Source organism: Knoellia aerolata DSM 18566 (assembly GCF_000768695.1).
GTDB classification, from domain to species: domain Bacteria; phylum Actinomycetota; class Actinomycetes; order Actinomycetales; family Dermatophilaceae; genus Knoellia; species Knoellia aerolata.
Window position 1 is genome coordinate 1 of sequence record NZ_AVPL01000012.1, and the last position, 17,074, is coordinate 17,074.

The window sequence follows — 17,074 nt, forward strand, 5'->3', positions numbered from 1 at the left end:
GTGCGCGCCCCGGCGGCCCCGGCGGCCGCGGCGGCGTCCGGGTTCGCGGAGACCGGGGGCACGGCCGGGGCCCGCCGCGTCGAGGTCGTCGTGCTCGTCGCCCCGGTGCGGGCGTCGACACTGGTGGTCGTGACCTCGATGTTGTCCCCCTTCACGGTCGACACGGTCGTCGTCGTCACGGAGCCCACCGTCTTGACCGTGGCGTGGGCCACGGGCGCGGGGGTGGACGCCGCGGCAGCCGAGCTGCCCTGTGTCGCAACCTTAAATTCCTTCTGGGCCGTGGCACCGGCCGCCACGCCGAGGACCTTGCCATCGCTGAGCCGGAGGAAGGCCGCGGTCTCGGCGGGCACCATCCCCATGTCGAGGGCGCGCTGGGCCAGCACGGGGGCCGCGCTCTGCGCGTCGATGGCGTGGCCGAGCGCCTCCTGCGCGTCGGCGAGCTCGTTGGAGCGGTCCTGCAGGTCGCCGAGGACGAACGAGCCCTTGGCCATGGCCGTGTTGAGCATGAGCACGCCGATGAGGCCCGCGACGAGCAGCGCGAGGCAGGCGGCGACGAACCCGGGCTGGCCGTGGACGGGCTGCACGCGCACGACACGCAGCGGCTGGGGCCGTGACGGTCGGGACGCGGACCGCTGGAGCGGGCGGGCGGTGGCGGTCTGGGTCATCGCCGGGTTCCCTTCGTGGGACGAGTACGTTCGGCGACCCGCAGTCGAGCTGAGGCGGATCGGGGGTTCGAGGCCTGCTCGGACGCGGGCGCCTCCTCGGCGCCACGCGTGACCAGGCGGAGGTATGCCGCGTGCTCGGGGAGCTCGACCGGCATGCCGTGGGGGGTGGTCGAGGTGGCACCGGCGGCCAGGGCGCGCTTGGTGATGCGGTCCTCGAGCGAGTGGTACGACAGGACCGCGATCCGGCCCTCGACGGCGAGCACGTCGATCGCGGCGACGACGGCGCGCTGCCACGCGCCGAGCTCGTCGTTGACCTCGATGCGCAGTGCCTGGAAGGTCCGCTTCGCGGGGTGGCCGCCGCTGCGCTGCGACGCGGCCGGGACGGCCTCGCGCAGCAGCTCGACGAGACGCGCCGACCGGGTGAACGGCTCGACCTCCCGCTCGCGGACGATCGCGGAGACGACGCGCTTGGCGAAGCGCTCCTCACCGAAGTCGCGCAGGATGCGGACGAGCTCGCCGGGGGCGTAGGTGTTGAGGACCTCGGCGGCGGTGATGCCGGTCGACTGGTCCATGCGCATGTCGAGCGGCGCGTCCTGCGCGTAGGCGAAACCCCGGTCGGCCTCGTCGAGCTGGAGCGAGGAGACGCCGAGGTCGAAGAGCACGCCCTGCACCTCGCTCAGCCCCGCGTCGGCGACGACGTCGGCGATCTCGTCGTAGACGGCGTGCACGCCGCGGAACCGGTCACCGAAGCGCGCGAGCCGCTCCCCCGCGAGGGCGAGCGCCTCCTCGTCGCGGTCGATGCCGATGACGACGGCCTCGGGGCAGCGCTCGAGGACCGCCTCGGCGTGGCCGCCCATGCCGAGGGTGCCGTCGACGAGGACCGACCCCGGCGTGGAGAGTGCCGGGGCCAGGAGCTCGACGATGCGGTCGCGGAGGACGGGAACGTGCCGCTCTGCGGCGGCTCCCCGTGACTCCATCTGTCGGCTCCTCGTGCGTCGGTGTGGCGGTGTGGCGGTGTGGCGGTGTGGCGGTGTGGCGGTCGATCCCTGCGGTGGTGTCCGGTTCCCGGCTCCTGGTCCCCATCCGTCCGGTGCCCGGCACGGGGGAAGTCGTGTCGGGAGTCCGGTCGGCTGGAGGCCGGGAGCCGGGGTGGTCACATGAGTCCGGGGACGACCTCCTCGGACTGCTCGGAGTAGGCCTGCTCGGTGTTCGCGAGGTACTCGTTCCACGCGTCGGTGTCCCAGACCTCGACCCGGGAGCCGGTGCCGATGACGGTGCACTCGCGGGTCAGCCCGGCGTACTGGCGCAGGTGGGCCGGCACGGTGACGCGCCCCTGCTTGTCGGGGATCTCGTCGCTGGCCCCGGAGAGGAAGACGCGGATGTAGTCGCGCACGGCGCGGTTGGTCGTCGGCGCCGCCTGCATCTGCTCGGTCACCTTGAGGAACTCGTCCATGGGGAAGACGTAGAGGCAGCGCTCCTGGCCGCGGGTCACGACGAGGCCGGTCGAGAGGCGCTCGCGGAACTTCGCCGGGAGGAACAGCCGACCCTTGTCGTCGAGCCGAGGCGTGTGCGTCCCGAGGAACACCGCGCTCACCTCCCCACCCGTCTCGACCCCCGAAGACGACACTTCTCTCCGGCTTCCCCCACTTTACTCCACCAACCACCGAAATCAAGTCGTTATCAGGGTTCCGACACCCTTTTTCTGCAGGTCAGATGCGGTGGTGCAAAGTGGGGCACCTCCGTGCTGCCGCGCGGTCGCGCCGCCCGGCAGGACGGCATACGGCGGTGCGGTCGCCTGCGTCCCCCATGTGCCCCGGCTGCACGTTGGCTGTGAACCCCGAATTCGGCCCCCGGTGGCTACCTCGGTGGAGCAATGTGGGGGAAGATCGAAAGACCGGAGGCGCAGGGCCTCGGGTCCCGTCACCCAGGAGACGCCGTGCCCGCACACGACGAGGTCCACCAGACCCACGACCAGCGTCGCCTCGCCCACCCGACGCCCCCCGGAGCCGCCCTCGACCAGGTCTTCCAGGTCGCGAGCTCGCTGCAGACGGCGATGAACTCGGTCATCGAGGGCAAGCCTGCGGCCGTGCGCACGGCCGTCACCGCGCTCCTCGCCGAGGGCCACCTGCTCATCGAGGACGTCCCCGGCGTCGGCAAGACGATGCTCGCCAAGACGCTCGGCCGCTGCATCGACTCCTCGGTCCGGCGGGTGCAGTTCACCCCCGACCTGCTGCCCAGCGACATCACCGGCGTGAGCGTCTACAACCAGGACGTGCGCGACTTCGAGTTCCGGCCCGGTGCCATCTTCGCCAACGTCGTCGTCGGCGACGAGATCAACCGTGCCTCACCCAAGACGCAGTCGGCGCTGCTCGAGTCGATGGAGGAGGCCCAGGTCACCGTCGACGGCACGACCTACGCGCTCCCCCGGCCGTTCATGGTGCTGGCCACCCAGAACCCGATCGAGATGGAGGGCACCTACCCCCTCCCCGAGGCGCAGCGCGACCGGTTCATGGCCCGGATCTCGATGGGCTACCCGTCCGCGCGCAGCGAGGTCGAGATGCTCGACACGCACGGCTCACGCTCGCCGCTGGAGGACCTGCGCCCGGTCACGGACGCCGCGACGGTGACCCAGATGATCGACGCCGTGCGCCGGGTGCACGCCTCCCAGGCGCTCAAGCAGTACGTCGTCGACGTCACCCAGGCGACCCGCACCAGCTCGGCGCTGCGTCTCGGCGCGTCACCCCGGGCGAGCCTGCACCTGTTGCGCGCCAGTCGTGCTCACGCCGCGCTCGCCGGACGCGACCACGTCCTCCCCGACGACGTGCAGTCCATGACGGTGCCCGTCCTCGCGCACCGGCTCATGCTCACCGGTGAGAGCCAGCTGGCGCACCGGAGCGCCGCCGACATCCTCACCGACCTGCTCCAGCGCGTGCGCGTGCCGGCGCCCACGCGCTGAGTCGATGCGTCGGTTCCGCGAGTCACTCACCACCCGGGGCGCGGCCTTCCTCGCCTCGGGGATCGTCCTCGTCCTCGCGGGGATCGCGCTGGGCCAGCACGACCTCAGCCGCATCGGCACCGCCCTGTGCGCGCTGCCGGTGCTCGCCGGCCTCCTCGGACGCAGGCACGACCTCTCCCTCGTCGTCGAGCGGGTCGCCCGGCCCTCGCGCATCACCATCGACGAGCCGGCCGTCGTCGTGGTGTCGATCTCGAACCCGGCGACCGCGCGCGCCCCGATGCTGCTCGCCGAGGAGCACCTCGACTACTCCCTGGGTGACCGGCCTCGCTTCGTCGTCCCCGCACTCCACAGCGGCGCCTCGACCCATGTGGAGTATGCCGTCCGCGCCCACGCGCGCGGCGCACACCGCCTCGGTCCGCTCGGCGTGCGCGTGCAGGACCCGTTCGGGCTGACGCTGCGACACACCTCGATCAGCAGCCACGACGAGCTCCTCGTCCTCCCGCGCGTGGTGAACCTGGCCGACGGTCGTGCGCTCGGGCGCGGTCTCGGCGCCGAGGGCTCGGTCCCGCACCGTGTCGCCCTCCACGGCGAGGACGACCAGTCGATCCGCGAGTACCGCGACGGCGACGACCTGCGGCGCATCCACTGGCCGGCGACCGCCCGCACCGGTGAGCTCATGGTGCGGCAGGAGGACCGCCCGGCAAAGCGCCGCGCGACCGTGCTGCTCGACACCCGGGTGCGGGCCCACGGGGGCAAGGGTCCCAGCGGGTCGCTGGAGTGGGCGGTGACGCTCGCGGCGTCGGCGGTCACCCACCTGCTCGACACCGGCTTCGCCGTGCACCTCCTCACTCCCGACCCGGGGCAGGAGTCCGGCGTCCGCGAGGACTCACAGATCGACCCCGCCCTCGAGACCCTCGCCCGCACGGTCGCGACGGACGAGAGCGGGATCAACGGCATGCTGCACGCCGCGAGCGGGGCGACCGCCCAGGGCGGGCTCGTCGTCGCCGTGGTGGGCGCCCTCGACGACCCGTCGGCCCGGGCCCTGTCGTCCCTGCGCCAGCCCGGCGGGCCGGGACTGGCCTTCGTCATCGACCCCGACGGCTTCGGCCGCGGGGGGCCGCGGCCCGGCACCGGCGACCTCGACCCCCGGGCCACCTCGGCCGCCCTCGCCGCCGCCGGGTGGTCGGTCGTCACCGTGACGCCCGACCTCGACGTCGCCGACGCGTGGGCGACGGTCGCCGGCTCCCGCAGCCTCGTGGGTGCGCGATGAACCGCGCCCGGCCGATCGAGAGCCTGCTCGCGGCACTGGCGAGCTTCTGCGTCGCGCTGCCGCTGCTCACCCTCTTCGACGCGAACACGTGGATGCGACCGAGCGTCGTCGTCATCGCCACCATCGCCCTCGTCGGCGTCGCCGTCCGCTCCGTGACCACGTCCGCGTGGTCGCCGATCCTCGGCCAGGTCCTCGCGGGCTTCCTCATGGTGTCGTGGCTGCACGGACAGGGTCACCTCTACTACGGGTTCCTGCCCGGCATCGACACGGTGAGGTCGCTCGGGATCCTGCTCGGCGAGGCGCAGCAGACGGTGCTGACCTTCTCGGTACCCGTCCCGACCGATCGCGGCATCGTCGTCGCCATCACCATCCTCATCGGGTTCACGGCCCTCGTCGTCGACGCCGTGGGGGTGACCCTGCGCGCGCCGGCCCTGGCCGGGCTCGGGCTGCTCACGGCATACCTCATCTCCGCGACGAACTCCGGTGACGGGCTGTCGTGGAGGTACTTCGTGCTCCCGGTGGCCTGCTGGCTCGCCCTGCTGGCGATGCAGGGCATCGGCAGCGTGCGCCGCTGGGGCACCGCGGTCCCGCGCTCACCCGACGGCGAGGGGCCCGACCCGGTGCTCGGTGTCGCGGGGACCGCCCGCCTGCTCGGGGTGAGCGCGCTCGCCCTCGCGATCGTCCTGCCCATGGTCGTCCCGCACCTTCCCACCACGTTCCTCGCCGACGGGCTCGGTCGCGCCGACGGCTCACGCGGCGGCGGCGCCGTCAGCCTCAACACGACGGTCGACCTCCGCCGCTCCCTCGAGAGCCAGTCGCAGGCGCCCGTGGTCACGTACTCGACGACGACGAGCACCCCGGACCCGCTGCGGGTCGGCATCCTCACCGAGTACCGCCGGGGCGAGTGGAGCACGCGCTTCGAGGCCAACCGCGTCCTCACCGGCAACACCGAGCGACTCCTCGCCTCCCCCGACATCACGTCGACCGACGTGACGATCGAGGTCCAGGAGAACCGCCTCCAGGCCCCGCAGATCGCCCTGCCCAGCCCGCTCAAGTCCGCCGACCTCGGCGACGCGACGCTGCTCAGGAACTTCGTCGGCGGCTACGAGATCGACACGACCCTCGACGAGTACTCCGCGACCTACGCCCAGCTCGCCCCCGTGGACGCCGACTTCGCCCGTGACGGCGCGCGGCCGCAGGGATGGCAGGAGGGTGTCTACAGCGACATCGACGGTGAGGGGGTCGAGCGGCTCACCGAGCTCGTCGACTCGGTCGTCCCCGAGAACTCCACGCCGCTCGAGACCGCCCGGCTGCTGCAGGCCCACTTCCGCAGCAGCCAGTACACCTACTCACTGCAGCTGCCGACGCCCACCGACCCGGTGTCCGGGCGGGCGATGATGTCGGACCCGCTGTCGAACTTCCTCGTGTCGCGCACCGGCTACTGCGTCCAGTTCGCCACGGCCTTCATCATGGCCGCGCGGCTCAAGGGCATCCCCGCACGGATGGCGATCGGGTTCCTCCCCGGCACGTTCAGCACCGGGTCGTACACGGTGCGCGCGAACGACGCCCACGCCTGGCCGGAGCTGTGGTTCTCCGACCTCGGCTGGACCCGCTTCGAGCCCACCCCCGGCGGGCGGGCGGGTGCGGCTCCGACCTACAGCCTCATCCCCGCCGCGGCCGGCCCGTCGGCGAGCGCGTCGGCCACCGCACCGACGGCCACGCCCACCGTGTCGGCCAGCCAGCGTCCGGACAGCGACGCCGGCGCCGCCGCGGACGCCGCGGCGTCCAGTGGCGGGCCGCTCACGTGGCTCAGCGACAACGCCCTCGCCATCGTCGTCGCCCTCGCGACCGTCATGGCCCTGCTGCTCCTGCCGGTGGCGGCGTGGGCGCGCCGACGACGCCTCCGGCTCGAGGCTCGCGACGACGCCGAACGGGTCGAGGCCGACTGGGCCTCCCTCATCTCCCGCCTCGGCGACATCGGGATCGCGCCACCGCCGGGGAGCACCCCGCGGCAGGCGGGGACCCGGCTGACCCACGACGCGATCCTCTCCGGGGAGCCGAAGGAGGCGATGGGACGCATCGTCGCCACCGTCGAACGCGCCCGCTACGCCCCGCCCCGCTCCGACATCCCCGACGTCAGCGCCGACGCGCGCACGGTCTGGCAGGCCGCGCTGTCCGCCCGCCAGCGCAGCGACCAGGCACGGGCCTACCTCTTCCCGGCCGACGGCATCCGCCAGTGGAACGACGTCAAGGACGCCGTGGCCCGCTGGCCCCGGGACGCCTGGCGTCGCCTCCGGCGCGACTGACCCTCGTCCCTTCGCGGCTCCTCTGCGCAGCGGAGCCGGTTTCGCCAAACCCGGGAGCGGTGGCTCATCTGGCGGATCGGCCAGCCGATCCTGTGCGATCTGCATCGACCGACGCGGGCGCTGCCCCCGTCCTGCCGGATGGAGGAGCACCATGCACCTCGCGTGGCGACTGCTGTTGGCCCTTCTCGTGTCGGTCCTGCCCGTCACCCTGCCGGCGTCCGCCCACGCGGCCGGCGCGCAGGTGAACCCGGCGCGCTACTGCACCACGCACTTCTTCGAGTGGACGACCTTCGACGGGCGGGTGATCGAGGCGTACTGGGTGCCGATGCGCTCGACCGCGACCGCCGGCAGTCCGGTGATCGGCTTCTCCATCGAGTCCTGGGCCGGCTGCGTGAGCACGGTCGCCGCCGGGCTGCGTGACGGGGTCGTCGCCTCGGACTCCTTCACCATCCCCGCGACGATGGCCCAGTGCGCCTATCTCGAGGAGTCCCTCGGCCTGACGTACCCGGCCACGCTCTACGGCCGTTTCGAGGTCCGCAACCGCGCGGAGTGCGGGCAGGTGCTGCAGGACCTGCTCGCCGTCCTCCCACCACCCGCCAATGGCCCGCCCCTGTAGCCCGACGACCCCACCACGCAGGACGAGAAGGAGAACATCATGAAGCTCACTCGGATGGTTGCGGCGCTTGGCGTCGCGGCAGGTGCCATGGGTGCCAGTGCGACGACCGCGGCGGCGGACGCGCCCTCGCCCAACCCCGCCCAGTTCTGCCGGACGACCAACAACGCCGACGGGTACCTCGGCAGCCACGGCGGGTGCGTGAGCAGCGTGGCATCCATCGGCGTCGACGCCCTCATGGAGGGCGCCTTCCCGTCCCGTGCCGCCGCGATCGCCAACTGCAAGGGGATCGAGGAGATGGTGGGCGGCTTCCCCTACTACTTCTACGGCCGCGTCGGTGACGACCGCTACCTCGCCACGAACTATGCGAGCTGCGTGAGCATCCTCTACCAGCTCCACACCGGGCAGCTGCAGCCCGGCCCGGCCTGAGGGCCGGTTGCCGTGCACCGACGCATCGCGGCCCTCGCGCCGCTGGTGTACCTGCTCGCGGTGGCCCCGGCCCCCGCCGCAGCCGCTCCCTCCCCGGGGGCACCGAGCAACCTCGGTCTGTGCTCGCCCTACCTCGCGAGCCTGCCCGCGGTGACCGACCCGGTCACCGGGGAGTCGCTCGGCGGCAACACCCGAAGCGGCGTCAACCTGCTCATCAAGCGCTACGGCATGCTTCAGCCGGACCGGCTCGAGAACCCCGGTCAGCTCTACCGGATCAGGGCACACGAGCATCCGACCGCGTCGGCCGAGGACGAGTGCCTGCAGCGGAGGGAACCGTGAGGGCACGGACCGTGGTCGGCGCGGTGCTGGCGGCCGGGCTCGCCGCCGGCGTCACCCCGCAGGCGGCCGCCTCCGAGCTCGACAACCCGTCCGCCCTCTGCGGCGACGGCAACACCGTGACGGTCGTCTACACCCACCCCTCCCTGGGGTGGACCAAGCCGCTCACGAGGGCGACGTCGACGCACGGCGGCTGCGCCAGTGCCTGGGCGACGGGGCACATGACCTCCGCCGCGATCACCAAGCAGTGCTCCGAGGTGCTCAGCCGGTTCTTCCCGTTCGCCCCGTACGGGTACCTCATCGAGAACCAGGGTGACTGCATCCGGGTGATGGGCGCCCTGTCCCGGGGCGAGCTCGACCCCGGACCCGTGGACCCCTTCCCCTTCGGCTAGGTCACGACGCACGTATGCCGTGTGCCCGAGGTGGGCACACGGCATACGTGGCGGTGGTGGTGCGGCTCGCTCAGTCCCCACCCATCGGACTGACTTCTCACGGCTACGGGCCTTGGTCGCAGAGCGACCTGCGTTGCCTTCGCCGATCGGCGTCAGTCCAGGTAGTCGCGCAGCGCTTGGCTACGGCTCGGGTGACGGAGCTTGCTCATCGTCTTGGACTCGATCTGGCGAATCCGCTCACGGGTGACGCCGTAGACCTTGCCGATCTCGTCGAGGGTCTTGGGCTGGCCGTCGGTGAGGCCGAACCGCATCGAGACCACGCCTGCCTCCCGCTCGGAGAGGGTGTCGAGGACCGAGTGCAGCTGCTCCTGGAGGAGCGTGAAGCTCACGGCGTCGGCCGGGACGACCGCCTCGGAGTCCTCGATGAGGTCACCGAACTCGCTGTCGCCGTCCTCGCCGAGGGGCGTGTGCAGCGAGATGGGCTCGCGGCCGTACTTCTGGACCTCGACGACCTTCTCGGGCGTCATGTCGAGCTCGAGCGCCAGCTCCTCGGGAGTGGGCTCGCGACCGAGGTCCTGGAGCATCTGGCGCTGGACGCGGGCCAGCTTGTTGATGACCTCGACCATGTGGACCGGGATGCGGATCGTGCGCGCCTGGTCGGCCATGGCGCGGGTGATGGCCTGCCGGATCCACCACGTCGCGTACGTCGAGAACTTGTAGCCCTTGGTGTAGTCGAACTTCTCGACCGCACGGATGAGGCCGAGGTTGCCCTCCTGGATGAGGTCGAGGAAGAGCATGCCGCGACCGGTGTAGCGCTTGGCGAGCGAGACGACGAGGCGCAGGTTGGCCTCGAGGAGGTGGTTCTTGGCGTTCTTGCCGTCCTGGGCGATCCACCACAGCTCGCGCTTGAGCTTCATGTCGATCTTGTCGCCGGAGTTGAGGCGCTCCTCGGCGAACAGGCCGGCCTCGATGCGCTTGGCGAGCTCGACCTCCTGCTCGGCGTTGAGGAGGGCGACCTTGCCGATCTGCTTGAGGTAGTCCTTGACCGGGTCGGCGGTGGCGCCGGCGGTGACGACCTGCTGGACGGGCGCGTCCTCCTCGTCGTCGTCGCGCAGGACGAAGCCACCGGTGCTCTCGGGCGCGGTGTCGGCCTTCGCCTTGTCGCCCTCGCCGTCCTCGGAGTCGCTGTCGTCGTCACCCTCGACCTCGGCGGTCACGGCGGCGACCGCGGCAACGTCGACCTCGCCGACCTTGGCGAGCTCGGCCGGGTCGACGTCCTCGACCTCGGCGTCGCCGTCCGCCGCAGCGGTGCCGTCGGTGGACGTGGCGGCGGTCTTCCTGGCGGCCGTCTTGCGCGCCGGCGCGGCCTTCTTGGCCGGCGCGGCGGCAGCGGCGGCCGCCTTCTTGGTCGTCGCGGCCTTGGCGGTGGTCTTCTTGGCAGCCGTCTTCGCGGCAGGTGCCTCGTCCGCGGTGGTCGCCTTCGTGGTGGCGGCCTTGGCGGGTGCGGCCTTCTTCGCGGGCGCGGCCTTGGTGGTGGTCGCGGCGGCCTTCTTGGTCGCGGCCGCCTTCTTCGTCGCGGCCGACGTCGTCTTCCTCGCGGACGCCTGGGCCGCGGCGGCCACGGCCTTGTCGGGGGCGGTCATGACGACCTCGATGCCCTGACCGGCGAGCGCGCTGAGGACGATGCGCCCCCTGTTGGCGCGCACCCCCGCGGCGGTGATGGCCTGCGCCACCTGCTCACCGGTGACCTGACCGCCGGTGCGTCCGGACCGGACGAGGTCCTGGAGGGCGGGGTGGCTGAACTCGGCGGGCAGGGGCGTCTCGGAGGCGTTCGTGGACACAGGCGACACCGGCAACCTTTCGTCACGGGGGAGGGCTCGGCGGTGCTCACGCGTGAGCGGAGCACCGACCGGCTGATCGACTTTGGTGCACCTTCTGACGTGACCCACAGGGGTGAGAATCGGCCGTTGCTCGAAGGGTGCTTCACCATTATAAATCGCTGCGACCCCCCAGCCCTATTCCTGGGGGGTCGACGGCGATTCCACGCGGCGGGCACACCCGCTCGAAACGGCCGGATGGGCGTGCCTGCCGGCGTGCGGCGGGGCGCTCAGCTCTTGACGGCGAGCACGGGGCAGGGGGCGTCGAGCAGGATGCGCTGCGCGTTGGAGCCGAGGATGAGCTTGCCGACCGGGGTGCGGCGCCGCAGTCCGATGACGATGAGCTCGGCGCCGATCTCCTCGGCCACGGCGATGAGGTCCTCGGCGGGCTCGTTGCCGCGGATGAGCTGGCGCACCGTGACCGTGACGCCCTCACCCTTGAGATCGTCACCCAGACGCTGGAGCTCCTCGGAGTCGTTCCCGGCACCGTCCCGGTTGGAGTTGATCACGACGAGGTCCGTCCTGCGCAGGACGGCTTCCTCTCCGGCACGAGCCAGGGCGGCCGCGCCTTCCTTGGTCGGGATGTATCCCACGACGATTGCCACGAGCGTCTCCTCTGTCTCAGGTCAGCCCCACGGGGCTCTCTTGCGTGGACGCTACCGGAGAACGTGACGCTTGACACGGACGTCGGGCACGCCGTCAGCCGTGGGGACCGGCGAGCGCGTCGCGGATGATCTCGCCGACCCGCTCGATCTCGATGAGGAAGCCGTCGTGGCCGAACCGCGACGTCACCCGGCGCTGGATCGTGCCGGGGCGCAGGGCGGCGATCTCGTCGGAGAGCCGCTCCGGGTAGAGCCGGTCGGTGTCGACACCCGCGACGACGAGGCGTCCGGTGAAGGCCGCGAGCGCGGCGGCCACTCCCCCGCGGCCCCGGCCGACGTCGTGGCTGTTCATCGCCTCGCTGAGGACGACGTACGAGTTCGCGTCGAACCGCGCCCCGAGCTTGCCGGCGTGGTGGTCGAGGTAGGACTCCACGGCGAAGCGCCCCCCGCGGCGCAGGGGCTCCTCGCCGGGCTGGGCCACGCGGCCGAAGCGCTCGGCGAGCTCACCCTCGTGGCGGTAGGTGACGTGAGCGATCCGTCGCGCGATGCCCAGGCCGTCGGACGGGACGACGCCGTGCGCGTAGTAGTCGCCACCGTGGAAGTGCGGGTCGCTGCGGATCGCCAGCAGCTGCGGCTGGCACCACGCGATCTGGTCGGCCGTCGCGTACGCCGTCGACGCGAGCACGATGCACGTCGCCACCCGGTCCGGGTGGCTCGTCGCCCATTCGACGGCCCGCATGCCGCCCATGGAGCCGCCGAGGACGCCCGCCCACCGGCTCACCCCGAGCTGGTCGGACAGCCGGGCCTCGACGGTGACCTGGTCGCGGATCGTGATGGCCGGGAAGCGGCTCCCCCACGGCACGCCGTCCGGGGCGTCGCTCGACGGGCCGGTGGTGCCCTGACAGCCGCCGAGCACGTTGCTGGCCACGACGAAGAAGCGGTCGGTGTCGAGCGGCCGGCCCGGCCCGATGAGCCCGTCCCACCACCCGGGGGTGGGGTGGCCGTCGCCGACAGGCCCCTCGACGTGCGAGTCGCCGGTGAGCGCGTGCTCGACGAGGACGGCGTTGTCACGCGCCTCGTTGAGGACGCCCCACGTCTCGTACGCCACGGTGACGTCGGGCAGCGAGCCGCCGAGCTCGAGCAGGACGGGGCCGACCGAGGTGAGCTGTCGGCGGCCCGGCGGGTCACCGGGGCGCCAGAACGCCGCCGTCGGCAGGTCGGTGATGGTCATCGGAGGTGCTCCTCGGATCGCGCTTGCCCGTCGGGTGCCGACGGACCGTGTCTTCACCCGGGGCACCCCACCGCGAGGAGGGTTGCCGCCCAGCAAGCCGGGGCTTGTCGCTGGGACTCATGACCTGGTGCAGAGTCTAGGACTCCGGAACCGCGACGACCCAGCCCTGTCCGCTCCGTGAGAGCGCTCAGGCCGCGACGTCCGACCACTGCCGCCGGGGACGGACCTGGAACTCGATGAGCCGGCCGAGGTACTCGGCCAGGGTGTAGCCCGGCCGCACCCACAGGGCCCGGTCCACGGCGTCCCCCGCGGTGGAGCCGTTGCCGATTCCCCACGCCACGCACGCGGTGACCGTGCAGATCGCCGCGGCGTCCTGGGCGCACCCGTCCGGGACCCGCCGGGTGAGGGACAGGAGACGCTGGAGGACCGCCCGCGACCACGTCGCGCTGCGCACCGGGCCAGCCGGTGCGGCGGCGGCCAGCAGCATCGAGGACGCGTCGTCGACGAGGTCGAGCGGGAACATCACCGCCGACATGCACGCGACGAGCGCGTCCCGCCACTGCTTGTCGCGCAGGGAGTGGAGCATGCGGGCGACCTCGTCGTCGGTGGCCTCGAACCTCTCGCCCCGGGTCCCCTCGGGGGCGAGCACCCGCGCCCAGAGGTCGGGCACCGGGTCGACGGTGTCCGCGCACGCCCCGTCCAGCCGGTCGAGCGCCTCCCGGACCCCGGCACTCGCCGCCCGGTCCTCGGCGACGAGTGCGCTGACCTCGTCGCGGCTCGCGAGCGGAGCGCTGCCGTTGACGACGAGCTCGGCGACGGCGGCCACGCGGGAGGGGTCGGGCAGCGCGTGACCGGTGAGGTGGCCCGGAACGAGCCCGTCGAGGGAGCGCGGCGACGGGCGGCAGCAGGCGCCCCACCAGGAGTCGTCGCGGACGACGACGTGGTCGATGATCCCCACGCCGGCCCGCCGCAGGCCCGCATGGAGCCGGTGCCGCACCGTGCGCGACGCCCCCGGCACCGTCTCGTAGCCGACGATGAGCGCCAGCTCGGGCTCCACCCGCAGCAGGCTCGCGAGGAACTGCGCGGCGAGAGCCGGAGCGTCACGCTCGCAGGGCAGGTCGGTGCGCGCGACCGGGCCGAGCACCTTGTCGCGCACCATGGCGACGACGACGCAGTCCTCGAGCTGGTGGCCGAGCTGGTGCGGGAGGACGGCGAGGAACTCGCCGGTGGTCGTGATCTTCACTGAGGTCATGACCCCAGCGTCGGAACTCCCCGGCCGTCCCGGGAAGGGTCAGCTCACGCGCCTGTGGAGCGCGGACGGCATACGGGACGGCTGTGGACGACCGTCACGCACGAGGTGAGGAGGAAGCGCCACCGAGGTCGTCGTCGACGACCTCGCCCGGCACCGTGGCGCCGTGACCGGAGCCGCGCCCGGTGGACCGTTCCCACGCGAGGAAGTCCTCGGTCTCGGTGACGAGCTGCGCGGCCAGCCAGGAGCCGACGACGGCGTCGTCGGCGAGGCCGAACGCACCGAGCAGGGCCTCGGGGAGCAGGTCGACGGGCGAGACGAGGTAGCCCGCCGCACCGAGCATGAGGGCCAGCCGCCCGAAGGAGGTGCCGGTGTACTCACCGCTGCGGACGGCCCGGACGAGCCGGGGCATGGCCTGGGCCCGCTCCACCATCGACGGACCGCCGGGGCGGGTCGCGATGCGCACGGCCGTCGCGAGGCTCTTGAAGGTCGCGACCTTGGAGTGCAGTGCCACGGCTCAGGCCCCCGCGATCTGCGCCGTCGCCGTCGGGAACTCGCGGCGGGCGTTCTCGGAGATGCGCTTGATGAGCCAGCCGTCGAGACCGGCACCGACGACACCACCGACGATCGGCACGTTGCGGCCGAAACGGCTGAACGTCTTCCTGCCGGCGGTCGAGAGCAGGCGGAACCCGACGGCCTTGTTGACGACCATGAGGGCCGGGCCGGGCAGCCGCTGCGCGGCGAGGCTGGTGAGGCGGCCGGTCGGCGAGACCATGCCGGCCTTGGCGAGCAGGTCGTCCGCGTCGGCGCCCACGAGCGTGAGGAGGACGGCGGTGCGGATCTGCGGCGTCGCGAGGTCGTGACCACGCAGCGACGCGATGGCCGCCGTCATGCGGGTCGCGAGGAGGTAGAAGCCGATGACGTTGGCCGGAAGCGCGACCGGCAGCGTGATGAAGCCGCCGAGGCTCGTGACGAACCCTCCGGCCGCTGCGAGCTTGAGGTGGCTCTTGATGACGTCGTCGACCGCGGCCTCGACGTCACCGCCGTTCTTCTTCAGGGCCGACGCGGCGACGTCGGCGGCCGGGTCGAACGGGCCCTTGCCGACGATGCCCGTGTCGAGGAGGTTCTCGACCATCTTCGCGGCCTGGTTGCCGACGAAGCCCTGGTCCTGCGTCCCGGCCCGCGCCTGCTCGAGCGCGGACGTGGTCTGCGCGCTCTGGCCCTTGGCCTCGTCCTGGCCGAATCCGAAGAGTCCCACGGTGTCCTCCTGTGGCCGCCCGGTCCGACCGGGTGCCGTTGCGAACTGCTGACTGCGTCGATCCTGCCACGCCAGAGGGGCTGAACCGCCCGGCGTCGTGGTGTCGTCGTCCTCACCTAGGCTTCGCCCCATGTCCCACCCCGGCGGCCCCGTCGACCTCGTCGCCGCCGTCGTCCACGGGGGCCGCGCCGCCCTCGTCGGCGCTGACGTGCGCATCGCCGGGTCGGTGGCGGAGGTGGCGCCGCGGATGGCCGGCCTCGCGGCCACGTCGGGTCCGCGGTGGGTCTGGTGGTCCGCCCGGTATGCCGGTGAGCTGGTCTCCGCGGTCGGCTCACCGCTCGCTCGGGCCTGGGACCTCGCGGAGGCGCACCGGGTCCTCCACGGCGGCTGGAAGGCCGAGCCGGGACGCGTCTGGGCGGCGGCGCACGGGGTCCCGCTCTCGACGATGCCGGAGCCGTCGGCCGGCGACCTCTTCGACTTCTCGGCGGCCGACGAGGTCGGGCCCGACGACCTCGTCCGCGGCGACGGGCACCTGCGCGCCGACGCGGCGTCCGGGTGGCTCGAGACCGACGATCGCCTGCTCGCCTGGGCCGGCGCCGCACTCGACTGCGCCGTGCGGCAACGGGACCGGGCGCAGCAGCTCAGTCCGCGGACCGTGGGCACCGTGCACTCCGAGTCGGCGGCGGCCCTGATGTGCCTCGAGCTCGAGTGGGGCGGGCTGCCGGTCGACCGACCGGTCATGGAGGGGCTCATCGCCGACTTCGCCGGGCCCCGGGCGGCCTCCGAGGAGGCGGCAGCGGTGGCGCGACGCGAGCGCGACGCCCTCGTGCTGCGGCACGTGCCCGGACGCGAGTCGACCGACCTGCGCAACCCCCAGCAGGTGCGCGACATGCTCGCCGGCGTCGGGGTCGACGTGCCCAACACGCGCAAGTGGGTGCTCGACGCCTACCGGCAGGTGCACCCGGTCGTCGACGCGCTGCTCGAGTGGCGCAAGGCGGAGCGGATCTCGACGACCTACGGGTACCGCTGGCTCGACCAGTGCGTCGGCGCCGACGACCGGCTGCGCGGCGGCTGGACCGCGTGCGACGGGGCGGCCGGGCGGATGACGGCCGAGAACGGGCTGCACAACCTCCCGGCCGCGCTGCGGTCCGGGGTGGCGGCGCATGCGGGGCACGTGTTCGTCCGGGCCGACCTCGGCCAGATCGAGCCCCGGGTGCTCGCGGTGGTGTCCGGGGACCCGGTGTTCGCCGAGGCGACCCGGGCCGACGACCTGTACGCCCCGGTGGCGTCACGGCTGGGCGTCGAGCGACCGGTGGCGAAGATCGCCGTGCTCGCCGCGATGTACGGGCAACGCAGCGGCGCGGCCGGTGAGGCGCTGCGCGGGCTGGAACGGGCGTATCCCGTGGCGATGGGCCTGCTGGACCGGGCCTACGAGTCGGGGGTTCGGGGCGAGCCGCAGCGGACGTTCGGCGGGCGGCTCGTCCCCACGGGGCGCTTCCTCGCCACCTCACCGGTCGGCGCGGATCCGGCGCTCGACGCGGCGCGGGGGCGGTTCGCGCGCAACGCCATCATCCAGGGCGCCGCGGCGGAGCTCTTCAAGGCGTGGGCGGCGACGGTGCGCGCCCTGGCCGGACCGCTGGGGGGCCAGATCGTGCTGTGCCTGCACGACGAGCTGCTCGTGCACGCCCCCGCCGAGAAGGCGGAGGAGGTGGCGGCCCTCGTGGACCGGGCCCTGGCCGACGCGTCCCGGCGGTGGGCGGCGGGCGCACCCGTGCGGTTCGTCGCCGACACCTCCGTCATCACCCGCTGGTCCGACGCCAAGGACTGACCCACTTATTGCGCATGGTGACCGAGCGCGGCCGACTCATTGCGCATGGTGACCATCTCCGC

The 17,074-nt window shown here is 72.9% G+C and carries 17 protein-coding genes and 1 riboswitch; of the genes, 8 read left to right on the forward strand and 9 right to left on the reverse strand.

Annotation, left to right across the window (positions count from 1 at the left end; all coding sequences use genetic code 11):
• From ftsL to mraZ, 3 genes are all read right to left on the reverse strand, one after another.
• Window positions 1–665: cell division protein FtsL (ftsL, locus tag N801_RS06615; RefSeq protein WP_052112696.1), on the reverse strand; the 665-nt coding region annotated here is incomplete at its 3' end.
• Complete coding sequence (rsmH, locus tag N801_RS06620; RefSeq protein WP_035935214.1) at window positions 662–1,642, reverse strand: 16S rRNA (cytosine(1402)-N(4))-methyltransferase RsmH; 981 nt, start codon at window positions 1,640–1,642, stop codon at window positions 662–664. The genes ftsL and rsmH, both read right to left, overlap by 4 nt.
• A 176-nt stretch (window positions 1,643–1,818) precedes the next feature.
• Window positions 1,819–2,250 carry a division/cell wall cluster transcriptional repressor MraZ gene (gene mraZ / locus N801_RS06625; protein ID WP_035935218.1) on the reverse strand — a complete coding sequence of 144 codons (432 nt, stop codon included), beginning with the start codon at window positions 2,248–2,250 and terminating at the stop codon, window positions 1,819–1,821.
• A 288-nt stretch (window positions 2,251–2,538) separates the two neighbouring features.
• On the opposite strand from mraZ, the gene N801_RS06630 reads away from it, so the two are divergent.
• From N801_RS06630 to N801_RS06660, 7 genes are all read left to right on the forward strand, one after another.
• Window positions 2,539–3,621, forward strand: coding sequence for an AAA family ATPase (locus N801_RS06630; RefSeq protein WP_035935221.1), 1,083 nt, complete (start codon window positions 2,539–2,541; stop codon window positions 3,619–3,621).
• A gap of 4 nt (window positions 3,622–3,625) precedes the next feature.
• Complete coding sequence (locus N801_RS06635; protein WP_035935224.1) at window positions 3,626–4,891, forward strand: DUF58 domain-containing protein; 1,266 nt, start codon at window positions 3,626–3,628, stop codon at window positions 4,889–4,891.
• Window positions 4,888–7,197, forward strand: coding sequence for a transglutaminase TgpA family protein (locus tag N801_RS06640; RefSeq protein WP_156996554.1), 2,310 nt, complete (start codon window positions 4,888–4,890; stop codon window positions 7,195–7,197). Before N801_RS06635 ends, N801_RS06640 begins: the two co-directional genes overlap by 4 nt.
• A 151-nt stretch (window positions 7,198–7,348) precedes the next feature.
• Window positions 7,349–7,813 (forward strand): hypothetical protein, encoded by a 465-nt coding sequence (locus N801_RS06645; RefSeq protein WP_035935230.1) that lies wholly within the window; start codon window positions 7,349–7,351, stop codon window positions 7,811–7,813.
• 39 nt (window positions 7,814–7,852) lie between these two features.
• On the forward strand, window positions 7,853–8,239 hold the full coding sequence (locus N801_RS06650) for a hypothetical protein (protein WP_035935234.1): 387 nt from the start codon (window positions 7,853–7,855) through the stop codon (window positions 8,237–8,239).
• Window positions 8,240–8,251: 12 nt separating this feature from the next.
• Window positions 8,252–8,578: a hypothetical protein gene (locus N801_RS06655; RefSeq protein ID WP_035935236.1), complete on the forward strand. Its 327-nt coding sequence runs from the start codon at window positions 8,252–8,254 to the stop codon at window positions 8,576–8,578.
• Window positions 8,575–8,967, forward strand: coding sequence for a hypothetical protein (locus tag N801_RS06660; RefSeq protein WP_035935240.1), 393 nt, complete (start codon window positions 8,575–8,577; stop codon window positions 8,965–8,967). The genes N801_RS06655 and N801_RS06660 overlap by 4 nt, the downstream gene beginning before the upstream one ends.
• 152 nt (window positions 8,968–9,119) lie before the next feature.
• Here the strand turns inward: N801_RS06660 and N801_RS06665 are convergent, their stop codons facing one another.
• From N801_RS06665 to N801_RS06690, 6 genes are all read right to left on the reverse strand, one after another.
• A complete protein-coding gene (locus N801_RS06665; protein ID WP_035935244.1) occupies window positions 9,120–10,808 on the reverse strand; it encodes an RNA polymerase sigma factor in 1,689 nt (562 codons plus the stop codon).
• Between the two features lie 266 nt (window positions 10,809–11,074).
• The gene (locus N801_RS06670) at window positions 11,075–11,449 is read right to left on the reverse strand and encodes a universal stress protein (RefSeq protein WP_035935246.1); all 375 of its coding nucleotides are present in this window, start codon (window positions 11,447–11,449) and stop codon (window positions 11,075–11,077) included.
• Between the two features lie 94 nt (window positions 11,450–11,543).
• Window positions 11,544–12,677, reverse strand: a complete 1,134-nt coding sequence (gene metX / locus N801_RS06675; RefSeq protein ID WP_035935253.1) for a homoserine O-acetyltransferase MetX — start codon at window positions 12,675–12,677, stop codon at window positions 11,544–11,546.
• A gap of 14 nt (window positions 12,678–12,691) precedes the next feature.
• A riboswitch (SAM riboswitch) is annotated at window positions 12,692–12,802 on the reverse strand.
• A 62-nt stretch (window positions 12,803–12,864) separates the two neighbouring features.
• Window positions 12,865–13,929 (reverse strand): DUF4192 domain-containing protein, encoded by a 1,065-nt coding sequence (locus N801_RS06680; RefSeq protein ID WP_084108410.1) that lies wholly within the window; start codon window positions 13,927–13,929, stop codon window positions 12,865–12,867.
• 94 nt (window positions 13,930–14,023) lie between these two features.
• Entirely contained in the window at window positions 14,024–14,440 is a 417-nt protein-coding gene (locus tag N801_RS06685) for a YkvA family protein (protein WP_035935258.1), read from the reverse strand.
• 3 nt (window positions 14,441–14,443) lie between these two features.
• Window positions 14,444–15,184 (reverse strand): EcsC family protein, encoded by a 741-nt coding sequence (locus N801_RS06690; protein WP_035935260.1) that lies wholly within the window; start codon window positions 15,182–15,184, stop codon window positions 14,444–14,446.
• 130 nt (window positions 15,185–15,314) lie between these two features.
• On the opposite strand from N801_RS06690, the gene N801_RS06695 reads away from it, so the two are divergent.
• A complete protein-coding gene (locus tag N801_RS06695) occupies window positions 15,315–17,012 on the forward strand; it encodes a DNA polymerase (RefSeq protein ID WP_035935264.1) in 1,698 nt (565 codons plus the stop codon).
• Window positions 17,013–17,074: the final 62 nt, after the last annotated feature.

What these genes read in the sequence shown, in the direction of transcription:
- rsmH (WP_035935214.1), bottom strand. Translation starts at nt 1,642, where the DNA reads ATGGAGTCACGGGGAGCCGCCGCAGAGCGGCACGTTCCCGTCCTCCGC.
- N801_RS06630 (WP_035935221.1), top strand. Translation starts at nt 2,539, where the DNA reads ATGTGGGGGAAGATCGAAAGACCGGAGGCGCAGGGCCTCGGGTCCCGT.
- N801_RS06635 (WP_035935224.1), top strand. Translation starts at nt 3,626, where the DNA reads ATGCGTCGGTTCCGCGAGTCACTCACCACCCGGGGCGCGGCCTTCCTC.
- N801_RS06640 (WP_156996554.1), top strand. Translation starts at nt 4,888, where the DNA reads ATGAACCGCGCCCGGCCGATCGAGAGCCTGCTCGCGGCACTGGCGAGC.
- N801_RS06645 (WP_035935230.1), top strand. Translation starts at nt 7,349, where the DNA reads ATGCACCTCGCGTGGCGACTGCTGTTGGCCCTTCTCGTGTCGGTCCTG.
- N801_RS06650 (WP_035935234.1), top strand. Translation starts at nt 7,853, where the DNA reads ATGAAGCTCACTCGGATGGTTGCGGCGCTTGGCGTCGCGGCAGGTGCC.
- metX (WP_035935253.1), bottom strand. Translation starts at nt 12,677, where the DNA reads ATGACCATCACCGACCTGCCGACGGCGGCGTTCTGGCGCCCCGGTGAC.
- N801_RS06680 (WP_084108410.1), bottom strand. Translation starts at nt 13,929, where the DNA reads ATGACCTCAGTGAAGATCACGACCACCGGCGAGTTCCTCGCCGTCCTC.
- N801_RS06695 (WP_035935264.1), top strand. Translation starts at nt 15,315, where the DNA reads ATGTCCCACCCCGGCGGCCCCGTCGACCTCGTCGCCGCCGTCGTCCAC.